The 23684-nt window shown below is 56.0% G+C and carries 17 protein-coding genes and 1 riboswitch; of the genes, 6 read left to right on the plus strand and 11 right to left on the minus strand.

Annotation, left to right across the window (positions count from 1 at the left end; translation table 11 throughout):
• The coding region (locus tag ACF8D4_RS04520; RefSeq protein ID WP_392468448.1) for an IS110 family transposase at positions 1-372 on the plus strand (372 nt) is incomplete at its 5' end.
• Positions 373-1217: 845 nt separating this feature from the next.
• Positions 1218-1853 carry a class I SAM-dependent methyltransferase gene (locus ACF8D4_RS04525; RefSeq protein WP_208129084.1) on the plus strand — a complete coding sequence of 212 codons (636 nt, stop codon included), beginning with the start codon at positions 1218-1220 and terminating at the stop codon, positions 1851-1853.
• 106 nt (positions 1854-1959) lie between these two features.
• Here ACF8D4_RS04525 and ACF8D4_RS04530 read toward each other — a convergent pair whose 3' ends face one another.
• From ACF8D4_RS04530 to ACF8D4_RS04565, 8 genes are all read right to left on the minus strand, one after another.
• Positions 1960-2400 carry a nitrate reductase cytochrome c-type subunit gene (locus ACF8D4_RS04530; RefSeq protein ID WP_025889974.1) on the minus strand — a complete coding sequence of 147 codons (441 nt, stop codon included), beginning with the start codon at positions 2398-2400 and terminating at the stop codon, positions 1960-1962.
• A complete protein-coding gene (gene napH / locus ACF8D4_RS04535; protein WP_392464923.1) occupies positions 2397-3329 on the minus strand; it encodes a quinol dehydrogenase ferredoxin subunit NapH in 933 nt (310 codons plus the stop codon). The genes ACF8D4_RS04530 and napH overlap by 4 nt, the downstream gene beginning before the upstream one ends.
• Positions 3326-4069: a ferredoxin-type protein NapG gene (napG, locus tag ACF8D4_RS04540; protein ID WP_129979636.1), complete on the minus strand. Its 744-nt coding sequence runs from the start codon at positions 4067-4069 to the stop codon at positions 3326-3328. Before napG ends, napH begins: the two co-directional genes overlap by 4 nt.
• Before the next feature lie 10 nt (positions 4070-4079).
• A complete protein-coding gene (napA, locus tag ACF8D4_RS04545; protein ID WP_025008973.1) occupies positions 4080-6563 on the minus strand; it encodes a nitrate reductase catalytic subunit NapA in 2484 nt (827 codons plus the stop codon).
• On the minus strand, positions 6560-6859 hold the full coding sequence (locus ACF8D4_RS04550) for a chaperone NapD (RefSeq protein WP_025889977.1): 300 nt from the start codon (positions 6857-6859) through the stop codon (positions 6560-6562). Before ACF8D4_RS04550 ends, napA begins: the two co-directional genes overlap by 4 nt.
• A gap of 257 nt (positions 6860-7116) precedes the next feature.
• Positions 7117-8307 carry a lipocalin-like domain-containing protein gene (locus ACF8D4_RS04555; RefSeq protein ID WP_392468451.1) on the minus strand — a complete coding sequence of 397 codons (1191 nt, stop codon included), beginning with the start codon at positions 8305-8307 and terminating at the stop codon, positions 7117-7119.
• Positions 8307-10880, minus strand: a complete 2574-nt coding sequence (locus ACF8D4_RS04560; protein WP_392468453.1) for an FtsX-like permease family protein — start codon at positions 10878-10880, stop codon at positions 8307-8309. Before ACF8D4_RS04560 ends, ACF8D4_RS04555 begins: the two co-directional genes overlap by 1 nt.
• Entirely contained in the window at positions 10873-11538 is a 666-nt protein-coding gene (locus tag ACF8D4_RS04565; RefSeq protein ID WP_028779415.1) for an ABC transporter ATP-binding protein, read from the minus strand. Before ACF8D4_RS04565 ends, ACF8D4_RS04560 begins: the two co-directional genes overlap by 8 nt.
• Before the next feature lie 355 nt (positions 11539-11893).
• A riboswitch (glycine riboswitch) is annotated at positions 11894-11994 on the plus strand.
• A gap of 117 nt (positions 11995-12111) precedes the next feature.
• Here ACF8D4_RS04565 and ACF8D4_RS04570 point away from each other — a divergent pair.
• Complete coding sequence (locus ACF8D4_RS04570) at positions 12112-13479, plus strand: alanine/glycine:cation symporter family protein (RefSeq protein WP_392468456.1); 1368 nt, start codon at positions 12112-12114, stop codon at positions 13477-13479.
• Here the strand turns inward: ACF8D4_RS04570 and ACF8D4_RS04575 are convergent.
• Positions 13464-14372, minus strand: coding sequence for a LysR substrate-binding domain-containing protein (locus ACF8D4_RS04575; protein ID WP_392468459.1), 909 nt, complete (start codon positions 14370-14372; stop codon positions 13464-13466). The two genes, ACF8D4_RS04570 and ACF8D4_RS04575, sit on opposite strands and share 16 nt — an antisense overlap.
• Positions 14373-14462: 90 nt before the next feature.
• On the opposite strand from ACF8D4_RS04575, the gene ACF8D4_RS04580 reads away from it, so the two are divergent.
• The 3 genes from ACF8D4_RS04580 (at position 14463) to ACF8D4_RS04590 (ending at position 21285) form a co-directional block, all read left to right on the plus strand.
• Positions 14463-14612, plus strand: coding sequence for a hypothetical protein (locus ACF8D4_RS04580; RefSeq protein ID WP_157823005.1), 150 nt, complete (start codon positions 14463-14465; stop codon positions 14610-14612).
• Between the two features lie 249 nt (positions 14613-14861).
• A complete protein-coding gene (locus ACF8D4_RS04585) occupies positions 14862-20165 on the plus strand; it encodes a PAS domain S-box protein (RefSeq protein ID WP_392468462.1) in 5304 nt (1767 codons plus the stop codon).
• A gap of 88 nt (positions 20166-20253) precedes the next feature.
• Positions 20254-21285 carry a two-component system response regulator gene (locus ACF8D4_RS04590; protein WP_028779411.1) on the plus strand — a complete coding sequence of 344 codons (1032 nt, stop codon included), beginning with the start codon at positions 20254-20256 and terminating at the stop codon, positions 21283-21285.
• Between the two features lie 58 nt (positions 21286-21343).
• Here ACF8D4_RS04590 and ygfZ read toward each other — a convergent pair whose 3' ends face one another.
• Both ygfZ and serA read right to left on the minus strand, forming a co-directional pair.
• Positions 21344-22306: a tRNA-modifying protein YgfZ gene (gene ygfZ / locus ACF8D4_RS04595; RefSeq protein ID WP_096140954.1), complete on the minus strand. Its 963-nt coding sequence runs from the start codon at positions 22304-22306 to the stop codon at positions 21344-21346.
• Positions 22307-22415: 109 nt separating this feature from the next.
• Positions 22416-23645, minus strand: a complete 1230-nt coding sequence (gene serA, locus ACF8D4_RS04600; RefSeq protein ID WP_028779409.1) for a phosphoglycerate dehydrogenase — start codon at positions 23643-23645, stop codon at positions 22416-22418.
• Positions 23646-23684 lie beyond the last annotated feature (39 nt).

The following is a 23684-nucleotide window of genomic DNA, read 5'->3' on the forward strand; positions in this document are numbered from 1 at the left end:
ACCGTCTTGGGGGGTGGTCCTGTCACTGCGACGGCATTTTATGCCGCTGTTGGGGAGGGGAAGGCATTTCACAATGGCCGCCATTTTTCAGCTTGGTGCGGTCTGGTGCCCAGGCAGCACAGCAGTGGCGGCAAGGATAATCTGCTGGGGATCAGTAAGCGAGGCAATGCCTATCTACGAACCTTGTTCATTCATGGTGCCAGGTCCATTTTGCGTCACTGCGAGCACAAAACCGATAAGCTCAGCCTGTGGGTGAAGGCCCTCGTGGAGCGTCGAGGCTTTAATCGCGCCTGCGTTGCAGTAGCCAACAAGCTTGCCAGAGTTGCCTGGGTCATAGCGGCCAAAGAAGAAACGTATCGGCCGGCGACATGAAGCTTATAAATCAGGTTGTGAAGTAAGATAATGCAAACCTATCACCAAGTTGCGGTGACAATTGATTTGATGATGAGACAGTCAGACTGTTCTACTTAAAACCTGTTGAATCCATAGGCTCATCGTGAAGCCGCAGGGATGATGAGGAAAGTAGAAGCACATATCCATCAGGGCCAGAGATTTAACTCAGTAACAGGCCGAATATATGGGTGCAATGAACTCTTCTCAAATTGAAATCAAATGTCTTGCAAACGGGATGGGTCCATATATGGAGTGTATACCGACATTTGTCTGGAACAAATGCGGTAGTAGCCTCGACGAAAATATCCCTGTTTTCGACGGTCACAGTTCCGCCTGTACCTGGATAAAGGTGTACATCTTAAACTGCGAAGTTGTATTGACGGTGATTTAGCCGACGACACCTGAATCCAGGTCCTGGTGGATTTGAGGCCCACTCTGGCAGGGATGCCAGAGTGGAGCCATCAGGGATGATTTCACGGCATGCCGAAAAGTCGCCAGGACGAAAGCCCGCGACAGCTGTGAGGTGAAACTCTATGACTTTCGCCTGTGCCTTGGAGAAAAGTGGTTGTTGCGTCTTGCCGATTAAGCTCTAGGAGCAGCGGGTGGGGTTTGTTAGAGTAGGCGCAGTTTTTGGCGGCGACTGTTGCGGGAAAGTATGAAAGCTCCTGCCCGATAGCCAACCGCCGAGTCAAAGTAATGAGCCAGGCACTGAGCCAAAGCTCTGAGTTAGAGCTATGAGTTAAAGCTCTGAGTTAAAGCCTTTAGGCCAAGGCTGTAAAACCAAAGTCGTTAAACCAAAGCCGTTAAAGTGAACCGAGTCATCGATGAATCCATGCCCCTTGTGTGCCAACACCCAGCCTAAGCAGATAGTTCCCGCCAGGGTTGCCAGACGTTATTTTCTCTGCCCAGAGTGTCGGCTCATCTTTCTCGACCCTGCGCATTTTCTGCCCTTGAATGAGGAGCAGCAGTTTTACGATACCCACGAGAACAGCATTGACGATCCCGGCTATGTGGGCTTTTTGCAGCGCTTGTTGACGCCGGCGATGACCTTTCTGCGCCCGGGCATGCAGGGGCTGGACTTTGGCTGTGGCCCTGGGCCGACACTATCAAGGCTCCTGGCCCGGGAAGGGATAGCGTGTGACGATTTCGACCCGCTGTTTTTCCCCAATCCATTGCAGGCGCAGTATGACTTTATTCTCTCCAGCGAGTGTTTCGAGCATTTGCACAAGCCCGCCGCCGAGATAAGCGCGCTGCTGGCACGTCTGGTTCCGGGGGGCTATTTAGGCATAATGACAGACCGCTGGCAGAGTGAAGCCCAGTTTTATGACTGGCACTATACCCGGGATCCTACCCATTGCAGTTTCTTCCATCGTGCAACATTGGACTGGCTCTGTGAGACGTTTGCTTTGAGCTTATGTTTTGTCGATGAGCGGCGGATTGCCATCTTTCAGAAACATTGAGGCATCAAAGTGAAGGGCTGGGAAGGGCGGCAAGCCCCAATCCCTTTGGGGCTGTACCTTGAAACCGGGGCGCCTCCAGGAAGCAGCGACCCGGTTTTTTTCGCTATCAGTTGGCAGCGCCAGTGCTGAAGTTATTTTCCACCAGCGGCTGCTTGTTATCGGCCTGAGGCACATGGCACTGGGTACAGAAATAGTTCTGTCCATTGAGGGTGCCCTTGTCGTCGATAACATGGGACTTGGCCACAGGCGTTGCCTTCATGCGCTTGGCCTTGCTCCAGTCATGGCAGTTCATGCAGCTGTTTTTCTTCAGGCTGATGGGGTAGTCGGCCTTGTGAGGAATGAGCGGCGGCTGTTCGGCGTAGTTACGCTCTATGGCATTGCCACGCATTGGATAGGAAGGCATGGCATCGGCCGGGCGTACAGAGCTAATCTCTGCATCGCCACCGCCAAGAGAACTGACGTTAACCGGCTGAGCCGTTTCTGCCTGCTGTCCTGAGCAGGCGCTGAGTGCCAGCAGCATCGCGGCTGCGCTGAGTGTTTTTTTCATTGCTTGTTCTCCGCCTTGGTGGCAATTCGGTTGCAATCTATTTTGTTGGATTTGTCTTTGGCTTCACCCTTGGGTGAGAGCCGGGTTAATGGCGTATCAAACTCAAAGACCTTCTTGGCACAGACATCGATACAGCGGCCGCAGAGGGTGCAATCGGTACTGCTTATCGTTGGGTTGCTTCCCTTGAGGGCGGGTTTGAGCACCTGCCGTTCGGGACACACGGTAAAACAGTCCATGCAGTTGTTGCAGTCGTTGGCTCTTACCGCCTCGATATTGACCAGTCGCAGCTTGCCTAACAGGCTGTAGAGGGCACCACTGGGGCACAGGTGGCTGCACCAGGCGCGCTCGCTGACGAACAGATCCAGCAGCAGTATCGCCAGCAGCAGCCACAGGCCACTGAAACCACCGAACAACAAGGCTCGGTAGGCCACGGGAACCGGGTTGAGCCACTCCCAGGCCAACAGGCCGGTCAGTGGGGGCAAGAGCAACGCCAATACCAGCAGATAGTAGCGCAGCGACCTTGGCAGCTCGGGCAATCTGGGCAGGCCCAACTTGCGTCTGAGCCAGGCAGCCGTATCTGTCACCATATTGACCGGGCAGACCCAGCTGCAGAACACCCGTCCACCCAGTAGGCCATAACCCAGGGCGACAATGGCAGCGCCGAGCAGTAGGCTCAGTTCCGGCAGATGGCCACTGGCCAAACTCTGCAGTGTCACCAGCGGATCGGCTAGCGGCACTGTGTCCAGTAACAGACTGGCCGACAGGTTGCCTTTCAGCAGCCAGAGGCCAAACAGTGGTCCTATGGCAAACAGCAGCAAAACGCTCAGTTGTGACAGGCGCCTGAGCAGCAGGAACCTGTGTGCCTTCCACCAACCCAGGGTGGCGATGGCATCGGCGGCAAAGGCGTCTGAGCTTTTTTTCCGACTCATATTGCCCCTCCGTTACCCAGTCCGGGCAGCCCTTGATTGAGCATCTCCAGGGTGGTCTTTTCCGTGTCTATGTAAGTGTCGTGCTCGGCTGTCTTGCCGCTGGCGAGCTTCTGCGGCAGCACCTTGATCGCCGCCTCTTCCAAAACGCAGGCATGTTCACACTTGCCGCAACCGGTACAGATATCGGCATGCACGGTAGGAATAAACATGGCGTGGTGGCCACTGCGCTCATTGCGGGCACGCTCAAGGGTGATGGCCTCATCGATGAGCGGGCAGACACGGTAGCAGACATCACATCTCAGGCCTTTGAAGTTAAGGCAGTTTTTCTCATCGATCAGTACGGCTGTGCCCATTCTGGCATCCTCGATTTTATCGAGGCCGGTATCCAGTGCCCCACTGGGACAGGCGCGAGTACAGGGAATGTCCTCGCACATCTCGCAGGGGATACTGCGGGCGCTGAAGAAGGGCGTGCCTGTGGCTGCCCCTTCAAACCAACGCGCCAGTTTCAGAGTGTCATAGGGACAGGCCTCGACACAGAGGCCACAGCGAACGCAGGCCGAGAGAAAGGCGTCCTCGGCGAGGGCGCCCGGGGGACGTATCGCCTGGGGCGCCAGCGACTGGGACTTGGCCAGCGCTGAAATCCCCAGCCCGGCCAACCCCATCACACAGCCGGCTTTGGCCGTGGTCGCCAGAAACTGGCGACGATTGATGTTATTGACACTATTGCGTTTGTCACCCATTACTGCTGCCTCAGGCCTTCATCACTTTGACCGGACACTTCTTGAAGTCTGTCTCTTTGGACAGAGGGTCGGTGGCGTCCAGTACCAGCTTGTTGACCAATTGGCGGGCATCGAAGAAGGGCATGAACACCACGCCTTTGGGCGGCTTGTTACGGCCCTTGGTTTCAACCCGGGTCTTCACTTCGCCGCGAGGCGAGGCGACGATGACTTCATCACCACGCTTGAGGCCACGGCTCTTGGCATCATCAGGATGCATGAAGATCTGCGCATCAGGATAGGCGCGGTACAACTCGGGTACCCTGGCGGTCATTGAACCTGTGTGCCAGTGCTCCAGCACCCGGCCTGTGCTCATCCACAGATCGTATTCACTGTTGGGCTCTTCGGCGGCCGGTTCGTAGGGCAGGGCGAAGATCACCGCCTTGCCATCTGGCTTACCGTAGAACTGATAGCCTGAACCCGGTTTAACGTAAGGGTCAGAACCTTCAACGAAGCGGCGCAGGGTTTCCTTGCCATCCACTACCGGCCAACGCAGACCGCGGGTTTCGTGGTAGCGGTCGAACTGAGCCAGATCGTGACCATGGCCGCGACCGAAGGCGGCGTATTCTTCGAAGATCCCCTTCTGCACATAGAAGCCGAAGTGTTCAGATTCATCGTTGAGTTCGGCCTGACAGTCGCTGGCGGGGAACTTGTTGATCACGCCGTTGGCGAACAGCACTTCATAGAGGTTCTTGCCGGCGTATTCAGGTTTCTTGGCAATCAGCTCGGCGGGCCAGACTTCCTCTACCTTGAAGCGCTTGGCGAACTCCATCAGCTGCCACAGATCCGACTTGGCGCCTTCAGGGGCTTTCACCTGCTGGTGCCACATATGGGTGCGGCGCTCGGCGTTACCATAGGCACCTTCTTTCTCGACCCACATGGCGGTAGGCAGGATCAGGTCGGCCGCCATGGCGGTTACTGTTGGGTATGGATCTGACACCACGATAAAGTTTTCCGGGTTACGGAAACCGGGATAGATTTCATCGTTGATATTGGGGCCAGCCTGCATATTGTTGGTACACATGGTCCAGTAGCAGTTGAGCTTGCCGTCTTTCAGCATCCGGCTCTGCAACACGGCGTGGAAACCTGGCTTGGGCGGAATAGTGCCTTCAGGCAGCTGCCAGGCCTTTTCTGTGATGGCGCGGTGTTTGTCGTTGTTGACCACCATATCGGCGGGCAGACGGTGGGCAAAGGTGCCGACTTCACGGGCGGTACCACAGGCAGAGGGCTGGCCTGTGAGAGAGAAGGGGCTGTTACCCGGAGTGGCAATCTTGCCGGTCAACAGGTGCAGGTTATAGAGCATGTTGTTGGCCCAAACCCCACGCACGTGTTGGTTGATACCCATGGTCCACAGGCTCATCACCTTGACCTTGGGATCGGCGTAGGCCTTGGCCAGCTCCAGCAGGCGCTCTTTCTCCACGCCGCTCATCTCGCTGGCGTATTCCAGAGTGTAGCGGCTGACAAACTTGGCGTACTCATCGAAGCTGATATCGCTGAACTTACCGTTACCTGGGTTCTTGGCTTTTTTCTCCAGCGGATGATCCGGACGCAGGCCATAACCTATGTCATCCACACCCAGGGCAAACTTGGTGTGCTTGTTGACGAAGTCCTTGTTGACCGCGCCGTTTTGGATGATGTAGTTGGCGATATAGTTGAGGATAACCAGGTCGGACTGAGGCTTGAACACTATCGGGTTGTCGGCCAAATCGAACGAGCGGTTCTCGAAGGTAGACAGTACATGCACCTTACCGTCGGGGTGGCTCAGACGGCGATCCGACAGGCGGGCCCAAAGGATGGGGTGCATCTCGGCCATGTTGGCGCCCCAGAGCACAAAGTGATCGGCGGCTTCCAGGTCGTCATAACAACCCATGGGTTCATCGATACCAAAGGTACGCATAAAGCCGACCACGGCCGAGGCCATACAGTGGCGGGCATTGGGGTCGATATTGTTGGTGCGGAAACCTGCCTTGTGCAGCTTGGAGGCGGCGTAGCCTTCCCAAATGGTCCACTGGCCTGAGCCGAACATGCCCACAGAAGTCGGGCCCTTGGTGTTGAGCGAGTGCTTCCACTTTTCTGCCATCACATCGAAGGCCTTGTCCCAGCTCACCGGGGTGAACTCACCGTCTTTGGCATACTGGCCGTCTTTCATCCGCAGCAGTGGAGTGGTCAGACGGTCTTTTCCGTACATGATTTTCGACAGGAAGTAGCCCTTGATGCAGTTCAGGCCCTTGTTGACCGGGCTCTCAGGATCGCCCTTGGTGGCGACGACCTTGCCCTCTTTTGTGCCTACCAGCACAGAGCAGCCGACACCGCAGAATCGGCAGGGGGCCTTATCCCATTTGATATTGTCTTTCTGCTCAGCGGCTTCGACGACTTTCACTGGCAGAGTGACTCCAACGGCCGTGGCGGCGGCAACGGCGGCGTTGGCTTTAAGAAACTCGCGGCGGCTTATGCTCATGGTGTTTCCTCACTCTTTATTTCTTTTGTTTGACTGACAGGCTCAGAATCGACCTGATGATAGATAAGACTGCTGGACAGTATCCCGGGCAGACGGTTGATTGCTTCGACGTTATCCAGGATCTCGCCCTGGCTTTCGCCTTCGAGGGTGACTACCAATTTGCCTTCTGGGCTGCTGGCGTGGACTTCGGCGCCTTCAAGGGCCTGGATGGCAGTGGTCACCGCCTCCAGGGTTCCCGGAGCGGCATGCACCACCAGACTGGTGACATGGTATTCCATCTCTGTTTGTTGCTTCATTGAGGCTCACCTCGACAGGTAAGGGCGACTGGCACGGCATGGGCCGAGTCACCAGAACTGAATCAAAGTCTAGACCTCATTAAAAATGTGGGTATACCTCTTGAGAGGTAATGAAAGCGATTGGCGATCCGGATCAACATTTTCAATGTGATCTGAATCCAAGTTTGAAATTTAAACAGATTAGCCGCTTGACTCCTGCAATATTAATGCAACGCCATTTTGAGAATAGTTCTTGTTTACTATCTAAAGTGGGTTGTTCAATAGCCGGTCAGCTCCATATAACCCACGCCGGTTTGTGTGCCCTTGATGGTGATGGGCCCCTCCCAGTAGGGGATAGACAGGTTCATGGCGGCATTGGGATTGAGGGCTTCCAGAGTCATAGACAGAGACTCTCCCGGCAGCTCCAGTTGCCAGGCGACAGGGTAGCGACCGCTGGCCGTTTGTTGCCAGTTCTTGACGCTGAGGCTGATATCTTCGAGCGCCAGCAGGTGGCCGCTGCCGTCGGGATACATGCGCTTGCCGCTGAAAAAGGCTTTGTTTTCCTGCTCTCTGAGCTGAAACAGCATCAGGGCCGAGCCGTCATCGAGCCGCAAGGCGAACCAGTCCCAGCCCTGTTGGCCGCGACTGAGAAATTCTGAGCTCCACTCCCTATCGAGCCAGGCATTGCCGGATACCTGCAGCCATTGCTCCTTGTGGCGCACTTTGCCTTTGACCCGAATAAAGGGCTGGCTGTAGTAGTAAGAGGCCACAGTGCCGGCGGCATTTTTACGGCTGAAACCCTTGTCTCCCTGAATCTGCAGCTCGGCTTGGCTATCGAGTTGTAACTCGAAGGCAAAGTCCTCTTCGCTGACCTGTAAACTGGCGGGAAACAGCCCGCTATTGGGGCCGCTTGCCGCCTGACTTTGCCAGCGCCAGTTATCGAGCCAGACCCTGAGCGGCAAGCCCATGGCTCCGGCTTGAGTTTTGTCCTGGGCTCCCTGGGGATGGGCAGCTTTGCCCTGGGGCGCGGCAAGCGCGCCCCTGGCCCAGCGCTCGGCACTTTGGTGACTGTTTTGAAAACTGAGCGCGCTGTGAGCCATATAAAGCTGATTCGTCGCCCAGGAAGAGCTGGATTCAGGTTCATCCGGGGAGAGGGCGATACGAAACTGAGTCCATTGCAGCCCGAGGGGCTCACCGCTTTGCGTGGTCAGATTGGCGGTCAGATACCACCACTCCTGACGAAACCTGGGGTGGGGCAGGTGATCTTTTGGAAATTGCAGCGCCGCACCGGGCTCGACTTTCGCATAACCTTCGCTCGCTGTACCCATCACCCGGCTCATGGCCCGTGAGTCTTGCTGCTGAGCCTGATCTTGATGAGCCTTATCGCAGCCACTCAGCACAGCGCAGCCCAGCAGTAGACCCGCTAACAAGGGCGCTACGGCACGCCACCGCATTGTAATCAATCGCATTAGAGCACCTCCTGTTGCAGGCTGGAGACCAGAGAGCGGCGGCTCTGCCAATAGAGGGGAACTATCACCGCCAGGATGCAGCACAGCAGCGACAAAAGCACCACCCGGCCATAGGCCAGCCAGTCCCACTGCATGGCTATGGTCCAGCCGAAGGCCTGCAGCGTCACCTTATGGATAAGCAGGTAACCGAGAATCGCCCCCATGGGCAGGGCCAAGAGACAGGTGAGCAGCACCACCAGCAGCATCTGCAATAGCAACATAGACAAAAGCCGGCCACGGGTAAGCCCGAGCGAGCGTAACATGGCGAGGCTCGCCTGGCGGGACTGGGTCAGCATCAGCACGGCACTGAAAAGCCCCACGGCGGCCACCAGTAAGGTCAGGGTGTTGAGTACCAGGGTAATGCTGAAGGTCTTGTTGAAGACCCGAATCGCCTCATCGCGAATTTTTTGCTGGCTGTAGACCTGTACCGGACTGAGTCCAAGCTCTTGAATGAGGGCGCGCTCTAGGGCGGCAATGCTTGTGAGTCCTGCCCCCTTGGCCCTTTCTGCACTTGTTGCTATGCCACTCACCGCCAGGCTAACGGCTTCAGTTGGCAGCTTAAGCCCTTGCCAGAGGGATTGTGCCAGCATGACCTCCCCCTTGGGATTGCCATAGTCGTAATAGATGGCGCTGATGGGCAGGGTCAGTGGTGTCTTACATTCCTTATCCGGGCAGAGGCTGAGCTTGTCGCCCGGCGCCAGCCCCAGCATCAGGGCCAAGGGCTCGCTGATAGCCAGAGCCTGGCCTTGGATCACAGTCTGCAGCGCTTGCTGTTGCTTGTTTTGGGCTCCTTGCACCTGAGCCTGGGCTGGGGTTTTCAGCGCCGTGGTGCGCGCGATAGAGTCGGCGTCCCGGCTGATAAGGTTTATCTCCAGCGTATTGCCGCTTCCCTTGGCATAGAAGGGCGCCTGCCATTGGTAGAAATGAGCCAATCCGGGGGCTTGCTGCTCAAGAAAATGCTCCAGACTCGCCATATTGCCGGCGCCCGGGCGGATATAAAGCTCGGCATGCAGGCGGGTGTCGAGCCAGCTTCTAAGGGTCTTGTCAAAGCTGCCTACCAGGGTATTCATGGCGATATTGGCACACAGGGCGAGTAGCAGCGCCATCATGGCCAGCGCCAGCGGTGCCACCAGCTCTCGGGTATCGGCGATGGCGTACTTGCTGAGTCCGGACGGAAACAGCCGCGCCAATAGCCCGAGCAAAGACTGCAACAGTTGCGGCAACAGCAGCGGGATAGCCAGGGTCAAGAGCCCCATCAAGCCCAGGCTGTGTTGGTGGGTTTGGCTCAAGGGATAAAGCAGCGCCGTCAGGGCAAGCAGCGCAACCCCAATGAGAAACAGGCGTTTGTGCATGCTTCTGTGTCTGTGGGCATGCCATTGGCTCTGGGTATTTTGTGCCAGGCTCTGATGACACAGCTCAAGATACAGGGGCACGCAGGCCAGCAGTGCGGCGATAAGTGTCAGACCGGCGCCTTCGGCCAACCATTGCCAGCGCCAATTCCCTGGCAGCAGAGTCGCACCATAGAGCTGCTCCAAGGTCAGCGCCACCATGGGCTGCAGCCACTGGCTGAGCTGCAGCGCCAGAATAAAGCCACTGGCCGAGCCAATGAACACCAGCAACAACAACTCCAGCAGCAGCGCCAGCATCAGGGCACGTCGTCCCAGGCCCTGCTTGAGCAACAAGAGCAACAAACGGCGGCGTTTCATCAGGCTGTAGCGTACACCGTTGTAGGCGATAAACAGCCCCACCACGAAGGCCAACATCCCCATGGCGTTGAGATTCAAATGAAAACTGCGGGTGAGCGCTGTCAGGGCGGCGCCCTTGTCCTGCTCGCTGATATTCAGCTTACCCAGCGGCAGTCCGCTTTGCTTGAGCCGCTCTTTGAGCCTCAGCGGCTCGCCAAAGAGGGCGATATAGCTGAGAGTGCCTTCGCGCTTTAATAGCTGCTGGGCCAGCGAGATATCCAGATAGAGGCGGTTGCCGAGCTGCTGTGAGTCGGCGAGCGCCAGCACTTCGAGCGTGCGTCCACCGAGGGACAGGGTTGGCGGCGCCTTGAGTCCCTGATGCAGGCTGTCGCTCATGACAATGATGGGCTCACCGGCGAGCAGTCTATTCAAGGGCAGATGGTTGCGGCCATTGCCCCTTTGCTCGAAGGTGCCGAGGGCGGCAATGATATCACTGCCTTCCACTTGCCACTGGCGACCCTGAGCGTCGTCAAGGACGCCGCTGATCACCGGCAGTGCCTGGATGCCGCTTTGGCGCAGTTGAAAATAGAGTGCTTCATCGAGGCTGGCCCCGCGGGCCTTGGGGGTGATAAACAGGCTGGCCTGTTGTCCCAGGGCTTCGCCCGCCTCACGGTAGCTGTTGATGGCGTTGTCGTTGGTAGCCTTGACGCCAATCAGCAGAGTCACCGCCAACACTATCCCCAGCAGTATGGCGCCGGCCTGCAGCGGCGCCTTGCGATAGTGGGCCAGGGTGACTTTCAGGGCCTGCCAGGCCAACTTGATTGTGGTCAGCGCCCCTGTGTCATTCATGAATGCGCCCTTGCTGCAGGTGCCAGCGGCGCTGCATATAGGCGGCGGCCGTTTCGCTGTGGGTGACCATCAGAATGGCACTGCCGGCATCGGCGGCGAGAGCGCACAAAAGCTGCATCACCTCATCACCGGCGGCGGCATCCAGGTTGCCTGTCGGCTCATCGGCCAGCAGTAATTCAGGCCTATGGGCCAAGGCGCGGGCAATGGCGACTCTCTGCTGTTGACCACCACTGAGGCTTTCGACTTCCCGGTTCAACAGTGGCGTCAGCCCCAGCGCCTGCACCAGGTGATCGCACCAGGCTTGCCAGCCTTCACCGAGCAGCGACAGGGGAAAAAGAATATTGTCGCGAACATTGAGCGGCGTCAGTAGGTTGAATTGCTGGAACACCACTCCCAGATGGCGGCGGCGAAAGGCGCTCCACTGTTTGTCCTGCCAGCGGCTGCTGTCTTGACCTGCCAGCAGAATGCGGCCCTGATCCGGGTGCTCAAAACCGGCTATCAGATTCAGCAGTGTGCTCTTGCCGCTGCCACTGGGGCCGGTCAATGCCACCGTCTCGCCGGGTTTGATCTCCAGGCTGAGATTTTCCAGCACCCTGTGGGGACGATCGCCGTCCAAAAATCCTTTGCTTACCCCTTCCAGCAACACCTGGCTCTGCATTTGAACTCCTGTGAACCGCAGTAATCTGCTACAGCATAACAAGTTTTTTCAATCGGTGAACTCGACTTTCAGCTGTTGTTACCGCGTAAACCGAACCTGGTTCGGTCGCTCGGGGTGTAGGCCAAGGTCAAATTTTTTGCAGCAAACAGGGCGCGAGTCGGCTTTGCCCCTTGAGCCGGGGGCCATTTAGGCGCAAACTGTGCCACCTGCCACAAATAACGTGGCAATCCGTTCGGATGAAGGTAGCAGGAGAGTGGGGAATCGCCCCCACACCGACGAGGCAATTTCCACCGGTTAACCCGGTTGGAGGTACTCTTTCAGGTGCCGGTCAGCATTGACGGCGTGGACTGTTACTGGACGAGCCTCTGGAGAGACCGGGCATGCCCCGGCGCCGAAGGCGAAAGTGCCGGCTTAGGCCAGCGCGAAACGCTCAGGCAAAAGGACAGAGGAGAGGATGATTGCACCGCCTTGCCTCTGGTGACCTTTCGCCTTTGGCCTCTGCTGCCGCGGTTTCGCAGCCATTTCTTTTCCTCCTCCGTTTATTAATTTTGATGTTTAATAACTGAGGAATCTATGGATTTTCATGCACTTCTTACCCAGATAAACGCTATTGTCTGGGGACCTGCCACCTTACTCTTGTTGGTGGGAACCGGTATTTATCTGAGCTTCAGGTTGGGATTCATTCAACTGTTGCGTCTGCCGCTGGCGCTGCAGTTGCTGTTCAAACCCGCCAATGGCAAGGGGGAACTCTCCTCTTTTGCCGCTCTTTGTACCGCGTTGTCGGCCACCATAGGCACGGGCAATATTGTTGGGGTGGCTACTGCCATCAAACTCGGTGGCCCCGGCGCCCTGTTCTGGATGTGGATTGCCGCCTTGTTTGGCATGGCCACCAAGTACGCCGAGTGTCTATTGGCACTTAAGTTTCGCACCACAGATCGCCACGGTAACATCGCCGGTGGCCCCATGTACTACATAGAAAAAGGCCTGGGACTCGGCTGGCTGGCCAAGCTGTTTGCGGTTTTCGGTGTCGGTGTCGCTTTTTTCGGTATCGGGACTTTTGCCCAGGTCAATGCGATTTCCGAAGCCCTGACCATCGCCTTTGATGTGCCAGCCTGGAGCACGGCCGTGGTGCTGACCTCGCTGGTGGCTGCCGTGACCTTAGGGGGTGTTAAACGGATTGCGGCTGTGGCACAAAAGTTGGTGCCCACTATGGCTATAGGCTATGTGATTGCCTGTCTTTGGGTGCTGCTGAGCGCTAGCGAGGCGATTCCGGATGCGATAGCGCTGGTGTTGCATTCCGCCTTCAATCCAGTGGCGGCCACCGGTGGCTTTTTTGGGGCCGGTATTGCCCTGGCGATTCAAACCGGGATTGCTCGCGGAGTGTTCTCCAACGAGTCGGGTTTGGGGAGTGCTCCGATAGCGGCGGCAGCCGCCAAAACCAAGGAGCCGGTTGAGCAGGGACTGGTGAGCATGACGGGCACCTTCTTCGATACCATTATCATCTGCACCATGACGGGCTTGGTGCTTATTCTTACCGGTGTCTGGAATGGCGATACCGCCGGGGCCGGCATGACCAGTGCTGCTTTTTCCAGTGCCACCACGCCGCTGATTGGCCAGTATTTGGTAACCGTAGCGCTGGTGTGTTTCGCCTTTACCACTATTCTTGGCTGGAACTATTATGGCGATCGCTGCTGGAGCTATCTCACCAAGGGCCGCTGGATCCCGCTCTATCGCTGGGTTTTTCTCGGGCTTATTGCCTCGGGCGCCTTTATCACGCTGGATCTCATCTGGCTGCTCGCCGACATAGTCAATGGCTTGATGGCGATACCCAATCTGATTGCCATTATAGGTCTGCGCCACCTGGTGCTGGCAGAAACCCGCAGTTATTTTCAGCGTCTGCGCGGCTGCGGTGATGAGGCCCTGCCTCAGGCCGATACCTGAGCCTTGAGCGAAGCAATCAAGGCCTGTAACCAGTCTTCAAACCGCCTTATCCTGGCCAGTTTGGGTGAGGCGGCGTGATACAAGAGGTGATAGCGGATCCCACCCGGTAGCACCTGCGGCAGAGGCGCCGTGAGCGTACCGGCGCGGATATATTGCTGGGCCATCAGGCGGGAGCCTAAAAACACCCCGTGGCCTGACAGCGCCGTGCTCAGTGCCATATCCAGATTGGCGACCCGCACCCAATTGAGCGCCTGGGTATCCGGCGTGATACCTGCCGCCGCAAACCAGGCCAGCCAATCCTGTCCCGGCTTGTCGTCGGCATCAATAAGCCAGCATTGGCTCAGTTGCGAGGCATGTGTGAGTGCTTGCTCCTGTGCCAGTTGGCTGGAACACAGGGGCACAGTGTCATCGTCGAACAGGTGACGACAGTAAAGCTCACCCGCGTCAATGTCACCAAAACGTATCCCGATATCCATCTCTGCGTGTTGGAGATCTTCCAACTGACTCGAGGCCCAGACCTTGACCTTGATTTCCGGATGCAGCCGATTGAACTGCCCAAGATTCGGCAGCAGGATCAAGGAGGCAAAGGACTGAGTTGTCGTGATGTTGAGCTCTCCTGGAACCCCCTGACATTGTATCTCTTGCCAGCAGGAGCCGATGGAGCCGAATGCCGCCGTCAGGGTATCGGCCAGCTGCTGAGCACGGCTGGTGGGCTGCATGCTGCGACCGCGGCGAATAAAGAGTTTGATCCCCAGGTGAGCCTCCAGCAAGCGTAGCTGTTGGCTGACCGCCGCTTGGGTGATATGTAACTCTTCTGCGGCTTGGGTGTAGCTCTTGTGCCGCGCCGCCGCTTCCAGGCAGCGCAGTCCCTTGAAGTGATCTAAGTGTTCCATAAGTTGTACTTATTTTAATGGTAAGAAATCATCGTTGGTTTTACGGTGGGCGCCGCAGCAAAATGCATTTGGTCACCACAGGAGCTCGCCATGAATTCAGCCACTCAAAAACCTTGTTTAAACCCAGATAGTAGAGATTCTACTGCCAATAGCAAGCCGCATGGAAAGGGGCGCTTTCAGCGCTGGCTTGCAGCTATTGGCCGTTCTCTTTCCCTGCAACACAAGAGTTTATTTAAATAATTCCAGCTTATCTTTTTTTGTGTGTTTTATGCCAGTTGGCTGCAGCTGACTTTTTTGTGAAATTTGCTCCGCTTCACTTGTTTAACCGCATGGCTAATGCTTAAATAACAAGGTTAATTTTTGACCTTTAATCAGTTAGTTGACTTCAGTCGCCTGATGTACTTCGGCATTGATTGCCCAAGAGAGTGTGTCTGACAATAGGACTTTGCAGTTGCAGAGTCGCAAGGAAATCGTCAGAGAGGCAGAGCTATGCCGGATACCGCGACACTCAGAACTTTTCGCAGCCGTATTCTGTTGCAGATAGCCATTCCCTTAATCAGCATCATGACTGTGATTTCGGGGGTTACCGGCTGGTATAACTATCAGGAAGAAGAGAAAGCCTTCTTTGCCGACTTGGCCGAAAAGGCAGACTTCGCCGCTAAAAGGCTCGAGTTTGAGCTGTCTTTGGCACAAAGGGATAGCCAGACACTGGCATACAGCCTGGGGAATCTGGAGTCTTTCGAACGTCTGCAACAAGCGGACAATCTCTATCAACTGCTCAGGGACAGGTTGCAGCGCAATCCCAACTTTTACGGCAGCGCCATCGCCTTTCAGCCCGGGTTTCTGCCCGGGCAAAAACGCTTTGCTCCCTATGCTTTTCGTCAGGACCTGTCGATTGTCACCATGGACATAGGTCAGGAAGCCTATGACTACACCAGTGGCGAGTGGGACTGGTGGACCGAAGCACTCAAACATGCCGAAGGTTACTGGACGGCCCCCTATTTTGATGAAGGTGCCGGCAACGCACTGATGATCACCTTCTCGCAACCCTTTGGCAGCGAAGGGGCGCCGCTGGGCGTGGTTACCACAGATCTGGCACTTTCCAGCCTGCCGATACGTTTGGGGATAGATCCCAAAAAGCTGTTGGTATTGGACAACCAGGGCAGGCTCATCTATCACCCAGACAATAATCTTACCCGCAACGCCAAATTGGAAGACTGGCTGGCTAATACCGCCGCCGGCAAGGAAGCGGCGCAGCATATCTATGCCGCCGACACCCCCGAGGTGGCCCTGAGCGATCTCAACGGCGTGCAGTACCTTGCCAGTGTCGCCAGGGTTGCACCACTGGAGTGGCGGGTGTTGGTGATCACGCCGCAAAAGCAGTTGCTGCGTTCTTTCCTGCAGGATTTCAGCTCCTTGACGCTCAACCTGTTGCTGCTGGCTATGATACTGCTGGTCACCAGTTACTGGAGCGCCAAGCGTCTCACCCAGCCTCTGGAGCAGTTGGAAGCCGGGATAGTGGACTTCAGCAAGGGGTTGATCAAACGCTTGCAAAAACCCGAAGGCGTGGTGCGGGAGATTGCGACTCTCAGCAATAAATTCAATGAGATGGCTGAAATTCTCGAAGAGAGGGAACAGGCGCTGCTCGACTCCCGCGGCAACAGGTTTGCCAAGCTTATCGACGGCATGAGTGATAAGTCCTTCTACTGCTCCATGGATCCCAACGGCGCTATAGTACAGGCGAGCGAAGGGGTGAAGAAGGTCTTGGGTATCACTCCTGAAGTGCTCAGGCGTAAGTATCAGCGGCTGTTTTCCAGCAACAGTATCAATGAAGCCAACTGGCAGTATATGGAACAGGCGCTGGCCGGCGAGTCGGTGCCGCCGCATCAGGTGGAGTTGGCCGATGCCGAAGGTGGCTTGAGGCGTTTGGATCTGTTTATGCAGCCTCTGCTTGATGATGAAGGCAAGCTGATTTCGGTGGAGATGCTGTTTAATGATGTCACCGAGCAGTTTTCCGCCGCGGCCTGGTCCAACGCCGTGCTGGAGGCGGCGCCGGAGGCGATGCTTATCGTCGATGAAGGCGGCATGCTGGTGTTCTCCAACAGCCGTTGTCAGGAGCTGTTCGGTTATGCCGCCGAGGAGATGCTCAAACTCAATATCGACCAACTGTTGCCGGAAGTGGACCGGCTGGAACACGCAGCCAAGCGCCATGCCTTCGTGACCGACGGCAAGGAGCGCATGATGGCCAAGGGCAAGGCGCTGCAGGCACTCAAGTGCGATGGTTCCCAGTTCCCGGTGCAGATAGGTTTGAGCCTGTTGCCGGCCGATCACAAGGGCAAACGTCAGGTGGCGGCATCGATTCGGGATCTGACCGAGCAACTGGCGGTAGAGCGTAAAATTCGCGAGAGCGAGAGCCGTTTTCGTGGGCTGGTATCCAACATCCCCGGCGCCGTTTATCGTACCCGGGTCGATGAACAGTGGACCATGGAATATGTCAGCGACAATATCACTGAGATAAGCGGCTATCCGGCCTGGCATTTCATCGACAGCAAGAAGCGCAGTTATGGTTCCCTGGTCATAGATGAAGACAAACAGCTGTGTATCGACACCATCAACTCGGCCCTGGCCGAGCAGCAAGCCTTCGATGTCGAGTACCGTATTCGCCATCGGGATGGCAGTGTGCGTTGGATCCATGAAAAGGGTAAGGCCAGTTACGACGAAGATGGGAATCCTCTCTGGTTCGATGGTAGCCTCAACGACATTACCGACAGCAAACTGGCTCAGGAAAAGATGGAGCAGTCGCGGGAGCAACTGGAAACCATCACTGAGTCTGTGCCCAGTACTGTGTATCAACTGTTTTGGCAAGGCCCGCAGCAACGCAGATTCACCTTCCTTTCCAGTGCAGCCATTGCCACTTTGGGCCACCACAAGAATGAGGTAATGGCCGATTTTGAACTGGTGGCCGAGCGGATCGTTACTGAAGATAGAGACAGTATTATTCGGCTGCTTTCCGGTGAAGGGGGGCTGCAGTGGATCAAAGAGTTTCGCTACCGTCATCCTTCCGGCGAGGTACGTTGGCTTGAGGCCGGTGCCAAAGGCAGTAAACAGCAGGATGGCATGCTTTGGAACGGTTATCTGACCGATATCAGCGGCCGTAAAAAGATGGAAACCGAGCTGGCTCAGAGTGAGGCCCATTTCCGCGCCCTGTTTGATAACGCAGGCATAGGCATAGTCAATCTGGATGATCGCGGCACCATAATGGATTGTAACGGCCAATTCTGCAGTGATATGGGAATGAGCGCCGAACAGCTTAAACGTCGCTCGTTTGCCGAACTGATGCTGCCGGAAGACAGAAGCAATGCCAGCGAGTTGTACGAGTGCCTGCAGCAGAGTGACGATCACAGTGTCAGCGGCGAGTGGCGACTGCTCAGTGCCTCGGGCGAGCCTATGTGGATGGCTGTCAACGCTTCTGAAATTGAGGAAGAAGGTGATCGTGAACGCTCAGTGGTCATGAGCATTGCCAATATTACCCGCTTGAAACTCTTGTCCAATGAGCTGATGACGGCCAAAGACGAAGCCGATGCCGCCAACAAGGCCAAGAGCGACTTTCTTGCCAATATGTCCCACGAGATACGCACCCCGATGAATGCCATTATCGGTATGTCACAACTGTGCCTGCAGACCAAACTGGATAACAAACAGCGTAACTATGTGGAAAAAATTGAACGGGCGTCGCAATCCCTGCTGGGGATCATCAATGACATTCTCGACTTCTCCAAGATTGAGGCCGGCAAGCTGGATATCGAAGTGGTGCCGTTCCAGCTCGACAGTATTTTGGAAGATCTCGGGGATATGTTCTCGGAACGTGCCGCTGATAAACAATTGGAGCTGTTGTTTGCCGTGGCCCCTGGTGTGCCCAGCCACCTGGAAGGGGACCCGCTGCGTCTCGGTCAGGTACTTATTAACCTGATGAACAACGCCATCAAATTCACCGAACGGGGTGAAGTGATGCTGTCGATAAGTGAGCTCAGCCGCGAGCAGGATGAAGTGATCCTAAGATTTGCAGTGCGCGACAGTGGCATAGGTCTGACGGCCGAGCAGCAAGCCAGATTATTCAAGTCTTTCAGCCAGGCAGATACCTCGACCACACGTAAATACGGCGGTACCGGGCTTGGGCTGGCGATTTCCAAACAACTGGTAGAACTGATGGGCGGTGAAATCGGCGTCGAGAGCCAGTTTGGCAACGGCAGTTGTTTCTTCTTCACTGTGCGGCTCAAGGTTGCGGAAAACGACAAGCTAAATGTAGAGCAGGAACTGGAGGGCATGCCCATTCTGGTGGTCGATGACAACGGTACCGCCAGAGATATATTGCGCACCACGCTGGAGAGCATGGGCTTTGCCGTCGACTGTGCCCGCAGCGGCATGGAGGCGCTGGATAAGGTGAAGCGTAAGTCCTACAAGATGGCCTTGATCGATTGGAAGATGCCTGAGATGGACGGCATGGAAACCGCGCGGCAGATACTACAGGTAAAAGAGCCGCCGCTGATCCTCATGGTGTCGGCTCACGCCAACAGTGACTTTATCGAACAGTTGGAGCAACTCGGGATCAACGGCTATATCACCAAGCCGGTCAGTGCCTCCAGGCTGCTCGATGGCATTATGCTGGCTCTTGGGCGTCAGGGCCATATTCCTGTCAGGCGCAAGGCGTTGGATCTCGAATCCCTGCAACTGGCAGCTCTTGCCGGCAAACGTGTGTTGCTGGTGGAAGACAACGAGATGAATCAGGAAGTGGCGACCGAGTTTCTTGAGCAGGTGGGCATAGACTTGTCCATCGCCGAGAATGGCCAGATAGCACTGGAGAAGTTGGCGCAGCAGCAGTTTGATCTTGTATTGATGGACTGCCAGATGCCTGTGATGGATGGATATCAGGCCACAGAGGCACTGCGCAAGATGCCAGGGCTTGAGCAGTTACCTGTGGTTGCCATGACGGCCAACGCCATGGCCGGTGACAAGGAGATGTGTCTGCGAGCGGGCATGAATGATCACATCGCCAAGCCGATAGAAGTCAGCCTTTTGTATCAGGTGTTGTTGCAGTATCTGGGAGGTGGGCAAGTCCCGGCCGCAGCAGGGAACAATGACGCCGGTATGGCCAATGGCGATGCTCCTGAGAATCTGGTGAGCTGGCCGGAACACGAGAGCCTGGATATCGATCGCGGACTGCAGCTGGTACAGCATTCAGAGCGCCTCTATCGGCGCATCTTCGAACGTTTCCTCGGTAGTCAGGGCAATGTCGGCAAACGGATTCGCAAGGCGCTCAAGGAACAACAGCAGGAAGAAGCGGTCAGGGCGGCGCATACCCTTAAGGGGCTGGCAGGTAACCTCTGCTCCGAGCCTTTGGTGGAAGAGGCCAGGCAATTGGAAGCCAAGTTGGCGGCCGGTGAAGAATGTGAGCAAGAGTTGCTGGCGGTGGAAACCCGGGTTGCAGCCATTGTCGAAGCCATTGCGGACTGGATGGGTGATAAGCCACAAAGCGATCCTCTGGCGGAAGGTGATGCCGCCGAGGAGATTGATCCCGAGGCGCTTAAAACCGCCCTGGAGCAACTGCTGCAGAGTCTGGAAGACGCCGATGCCGAAGCCGTTGTTCAACTGGAAGCATTGAGCCGCAGGGTGAGCAAGCCTCTGTGGCAGCGCCTGAAACCTGTCAGCAGCATGGTCGGCAGCTATCAGTTTGATGATGCCGCCGATCTTATCCGCGAGCTGCAGCAGGAGCTGAACGAGACCGAGCAGGCCTGACTATACTCATTAGGGGATATTCGCGCCGCCGGTAAAGTGCTGTGGCACTGAAATAGGATGTGGGGCCCGTAACAAGAGGGAGATTGAGATGGAAAAAGCCACTGTACTGGTGGTGGACGATACACCGGAGAACATAGATATTCTGGTGGGGATCCTCGGCGACGATTATAAGCTCAAGGTGGCGATAGATGGCCCAAGAGCGCTGGCGTTGGCGCAGAAGAGCCCTCCGGATCTGATCCTCCTGGATGTGATGATGCCGGGCATGAATGGCTATGAAGTTTGTAAGCGTCTCAAGCAGGAACCCATGACCAGCCATATTCCGGTGATCTTTGTCACCGCTCTCTCTGAGGTGGCCGATGAGACCCAGGGCTTTGATTTGGGGGCTGTCGACTACATTACCAAACCTGTCAGTGCCCCGATAGTCAGAGCCAGGGTACGTAACCACTTGGCCCTCTATGATCAGAAGCGTTTACTGGAACAACAGGTGCGCGAACGTACCCGCGAGCTGGAACAGACCCGCTTCGAGATCATCCGCCGCCTGGGCCGTGCCGCTGAATACAAGGATAACGAGACCGGCTTACACGTTATTCGCATGAGCCACTATGCCAGGCTCCTGGCACAACAGGCCAAGCTGCCGGACAACTTCTGTGAGCTGCTTTACAATGCGGCGCCCATGCATGATATCGGCAAGATAGGTACTCCGGATGCTGTGCTGAAAAAACCGGGGAAACTGGACGCCGAAGAGTGGCGAATCATGCAGCAACACGCCGAAATCGGTGCCGAGATTATCGGTGAGCACCCGGATCCTCTGTTGCAGATGTCCCGGCGCATTGCGCTGACTCACCACGAGAAGTGGGATGGCTCAGGTTATCCCAATGGCTTGAAAGGCAATGATATTCCCATTGAGGGGCGAATCGTCGCCATTGCCGATGTCTTCGATGCCCTGACCTCAATTCGACCTTACAAGAAGGCCTGGAGCATAGAAGATACCATGGCGTTACTGGAGTCTGAGTCGGGGAAACACTTTGACCCTGAATTGGTGGAACTGTTCAAACAGATACTGCCCCAGGTGATAGAGGTGCGTGATACTCACATGGAAACTGAGTCCGGCACCGAATAGCGACAAACGGCGGATAAAAATAAAGGCGCCGACGGCGCCTTTATTGGGTCATTCATTGTTACTCCTGCTCTTCCAGAGAGTAGGGCAGAGGCAGTACCGTCAGTTCGCTGTTTTCATCATCAGCGATGCGGAATTTGGCGCCGACTTCTGTGTCATTGGCCAGCACTGCGGTCAGCAGCAACTCGCCATTTCGTTGTACGGCTTCAATAATGCTGCCGCCCTTACGAAAACCTTCATCCAGCGCCATCTCTAGTGTGGTTTCCGGGGTGACATCGACAGTGGCTTTACCCTTGAGAATATAGAGGGCTCGCTTGTTGCCGCCGCGATATTTCATTCTGGCCACGGTTTCCTGGCCCATGTAGCAACCTTTGGTGAAGCTGATGCCGTTGATGGCCTGCAGGTTGCACATCTGCGGTACAAATTGGCCCATGTGTGATGCCGGCAGGTTAGGGTAGGCGGCAAGGATTTCCAGCTCTTGCCAGGCACTGGCATCGACAGGAGGCTGCTGGCACAAGGCATCGGCCCGGGCCTTGGGCAGAACCAGAATAAAGCGCTCGCCGTCCTGCAGTACCACGCCGTCATCGACAGCACTTACTTGCTGCTCTGGACTGAAGCCCGGGAACTGCTCTGCCAGCCAAGTGGCAGCCTTGGCGCCGGCTACACCCAAGAGACTGTAATCGTCGCTGACATCAACCAGTTCGGCCTTACTGAACACAGCGTACTTCTTCAGTTGCGGCAAGTCGGCAGCCAGGGTATCCCTTGGCATCATCAATATCAGGGCATCACCCAGGGCAAAGGTTCTGAAACTTGAAAGCATTTTGCCTTTGGGATCGCAGTGAGCGCCCCAACGCCACTGCTCGGCCGTGAGAGAGCTGATATCCGTGGTGACCTGACCATGGATAAAGCTGCGGCCCTGTTCGCCGGTAACGGCAAGCAGACCCAAGTGAGATAGGCGGGAAATAAGCAGATCCGGAATGCCGGCATCCAGTGGCCAATCGGGCTGAGAAACGCAAATGCTCATAACAAGATCCTGAGATTGAAGGCATTAAGAGATCTGCGATTGTAGCGGATTTGACAGAAATAAACAGGGCGCCGATAGCAATATGGCGCCCTGTGAAAGCCTCAAAAAATCAGAACAGCAGTCTGGTACGGATAGTACCTTCGATAGACTTGAGCTCTGTCAGTGCTTCTTCAGCCTGGGTGGTATCTACCTCCATCACCACATAACCTATGGTGGCCGTGGTTTGCAGATACTGGGCTGAAATGTTGATGCCTTTCTCCGAGAACGCCTGGTTAATCTTGATCAGAATACCGGGGCGGTTATGGTGAATATGCAGCAGGCGGGAGGCATCTTTATGCTGCGGTAGCGATACTTCCGGGAAGTTGACTGCCGACAGGGTAGAGCCGTTGTCTGAGTATTTGGCCAGCTTGCCGGCAACCTCAATACCTATGTTTTCCTGGGCTTCTTCTGTGCTGCCGCCTATGTGGGGGGTCAGTAACACATTGTCCAGACCGCGCAGCGGGCTTTGGAATTCGTCAGTATTGGACTTGGGCTCAACCGGGAACACGTCGATGGCGGCACCAGCCAACTGTTGCTCCTTGAGGGCTACCGCCAGGGCGTCGATATCCACCACAGTGCCGCGGGAAGCATTGATCAGTATGCTGCCTTTGCGCATCATCGCCAGTTCGGCCTGGGCAATCATCTCTTTGGTTTGTGGGGTTTCAGGCACATGGAGGCTGACCACATCGGCTTGAGACAGTAACTGCTCCATGGAATGTACCTGCTGGGCGTTACCCAGCGGCAGCTTATCTTCGATATCGAAGAAGATCACTTTCATCCCCAAGGTTTCGGCGAGGATCCCCAACTGGGTACCGATATGGCCATAACCTATGACCCCCAGGGTCTTGCCACGAGCTTCGAAGCTGCCATTGGCGCTCTTGAGCCAGCCACCACGATGGGCCAGGGCGTTGCGCTGCGGAATACCGCGCAGCAGCATGATGATTTCACCGAGTACCAGTTCGGCTACGCTGCGGGTATTGGAGAAGGGCGCATTGAACACAGGAATACCCAGTTGCTCGGCCGCCTTGAGGTCGACCTGGTTGGTGCCGATACAGAAACATCCTATGGCAACCAGCTTTTCCGCCTGTTGTAATACTTCTTGGGTCAGTTGGGTACGGGAGCGGATTCCGACGAAATGGGCATCTTTGATCGACTGCTGAAGCTCTGAGCCGGAGAGTGATGCCTTGTGATACTCGATATTGGTATAGCCAGCCCTTTCCAGCACATCGACGGCTGATTGGTGGACGCCTTCCAACAACAGGATTTTAATTTTATCCTTGTCCAGCGAGTGTTTCGCCATGATATAGGTACCCTCTTGATTATTAACTAATGTACGTAT

It is taken from the genome of Shewanella sp. YQ_9 (genome assembly GCF_043103185.1).
GTDB lineage: Bacteria > Pseudomonadota > Gammaproteobacteria > Enterobacterales > Shewanellaceae > Shewanella > Shewanella algae.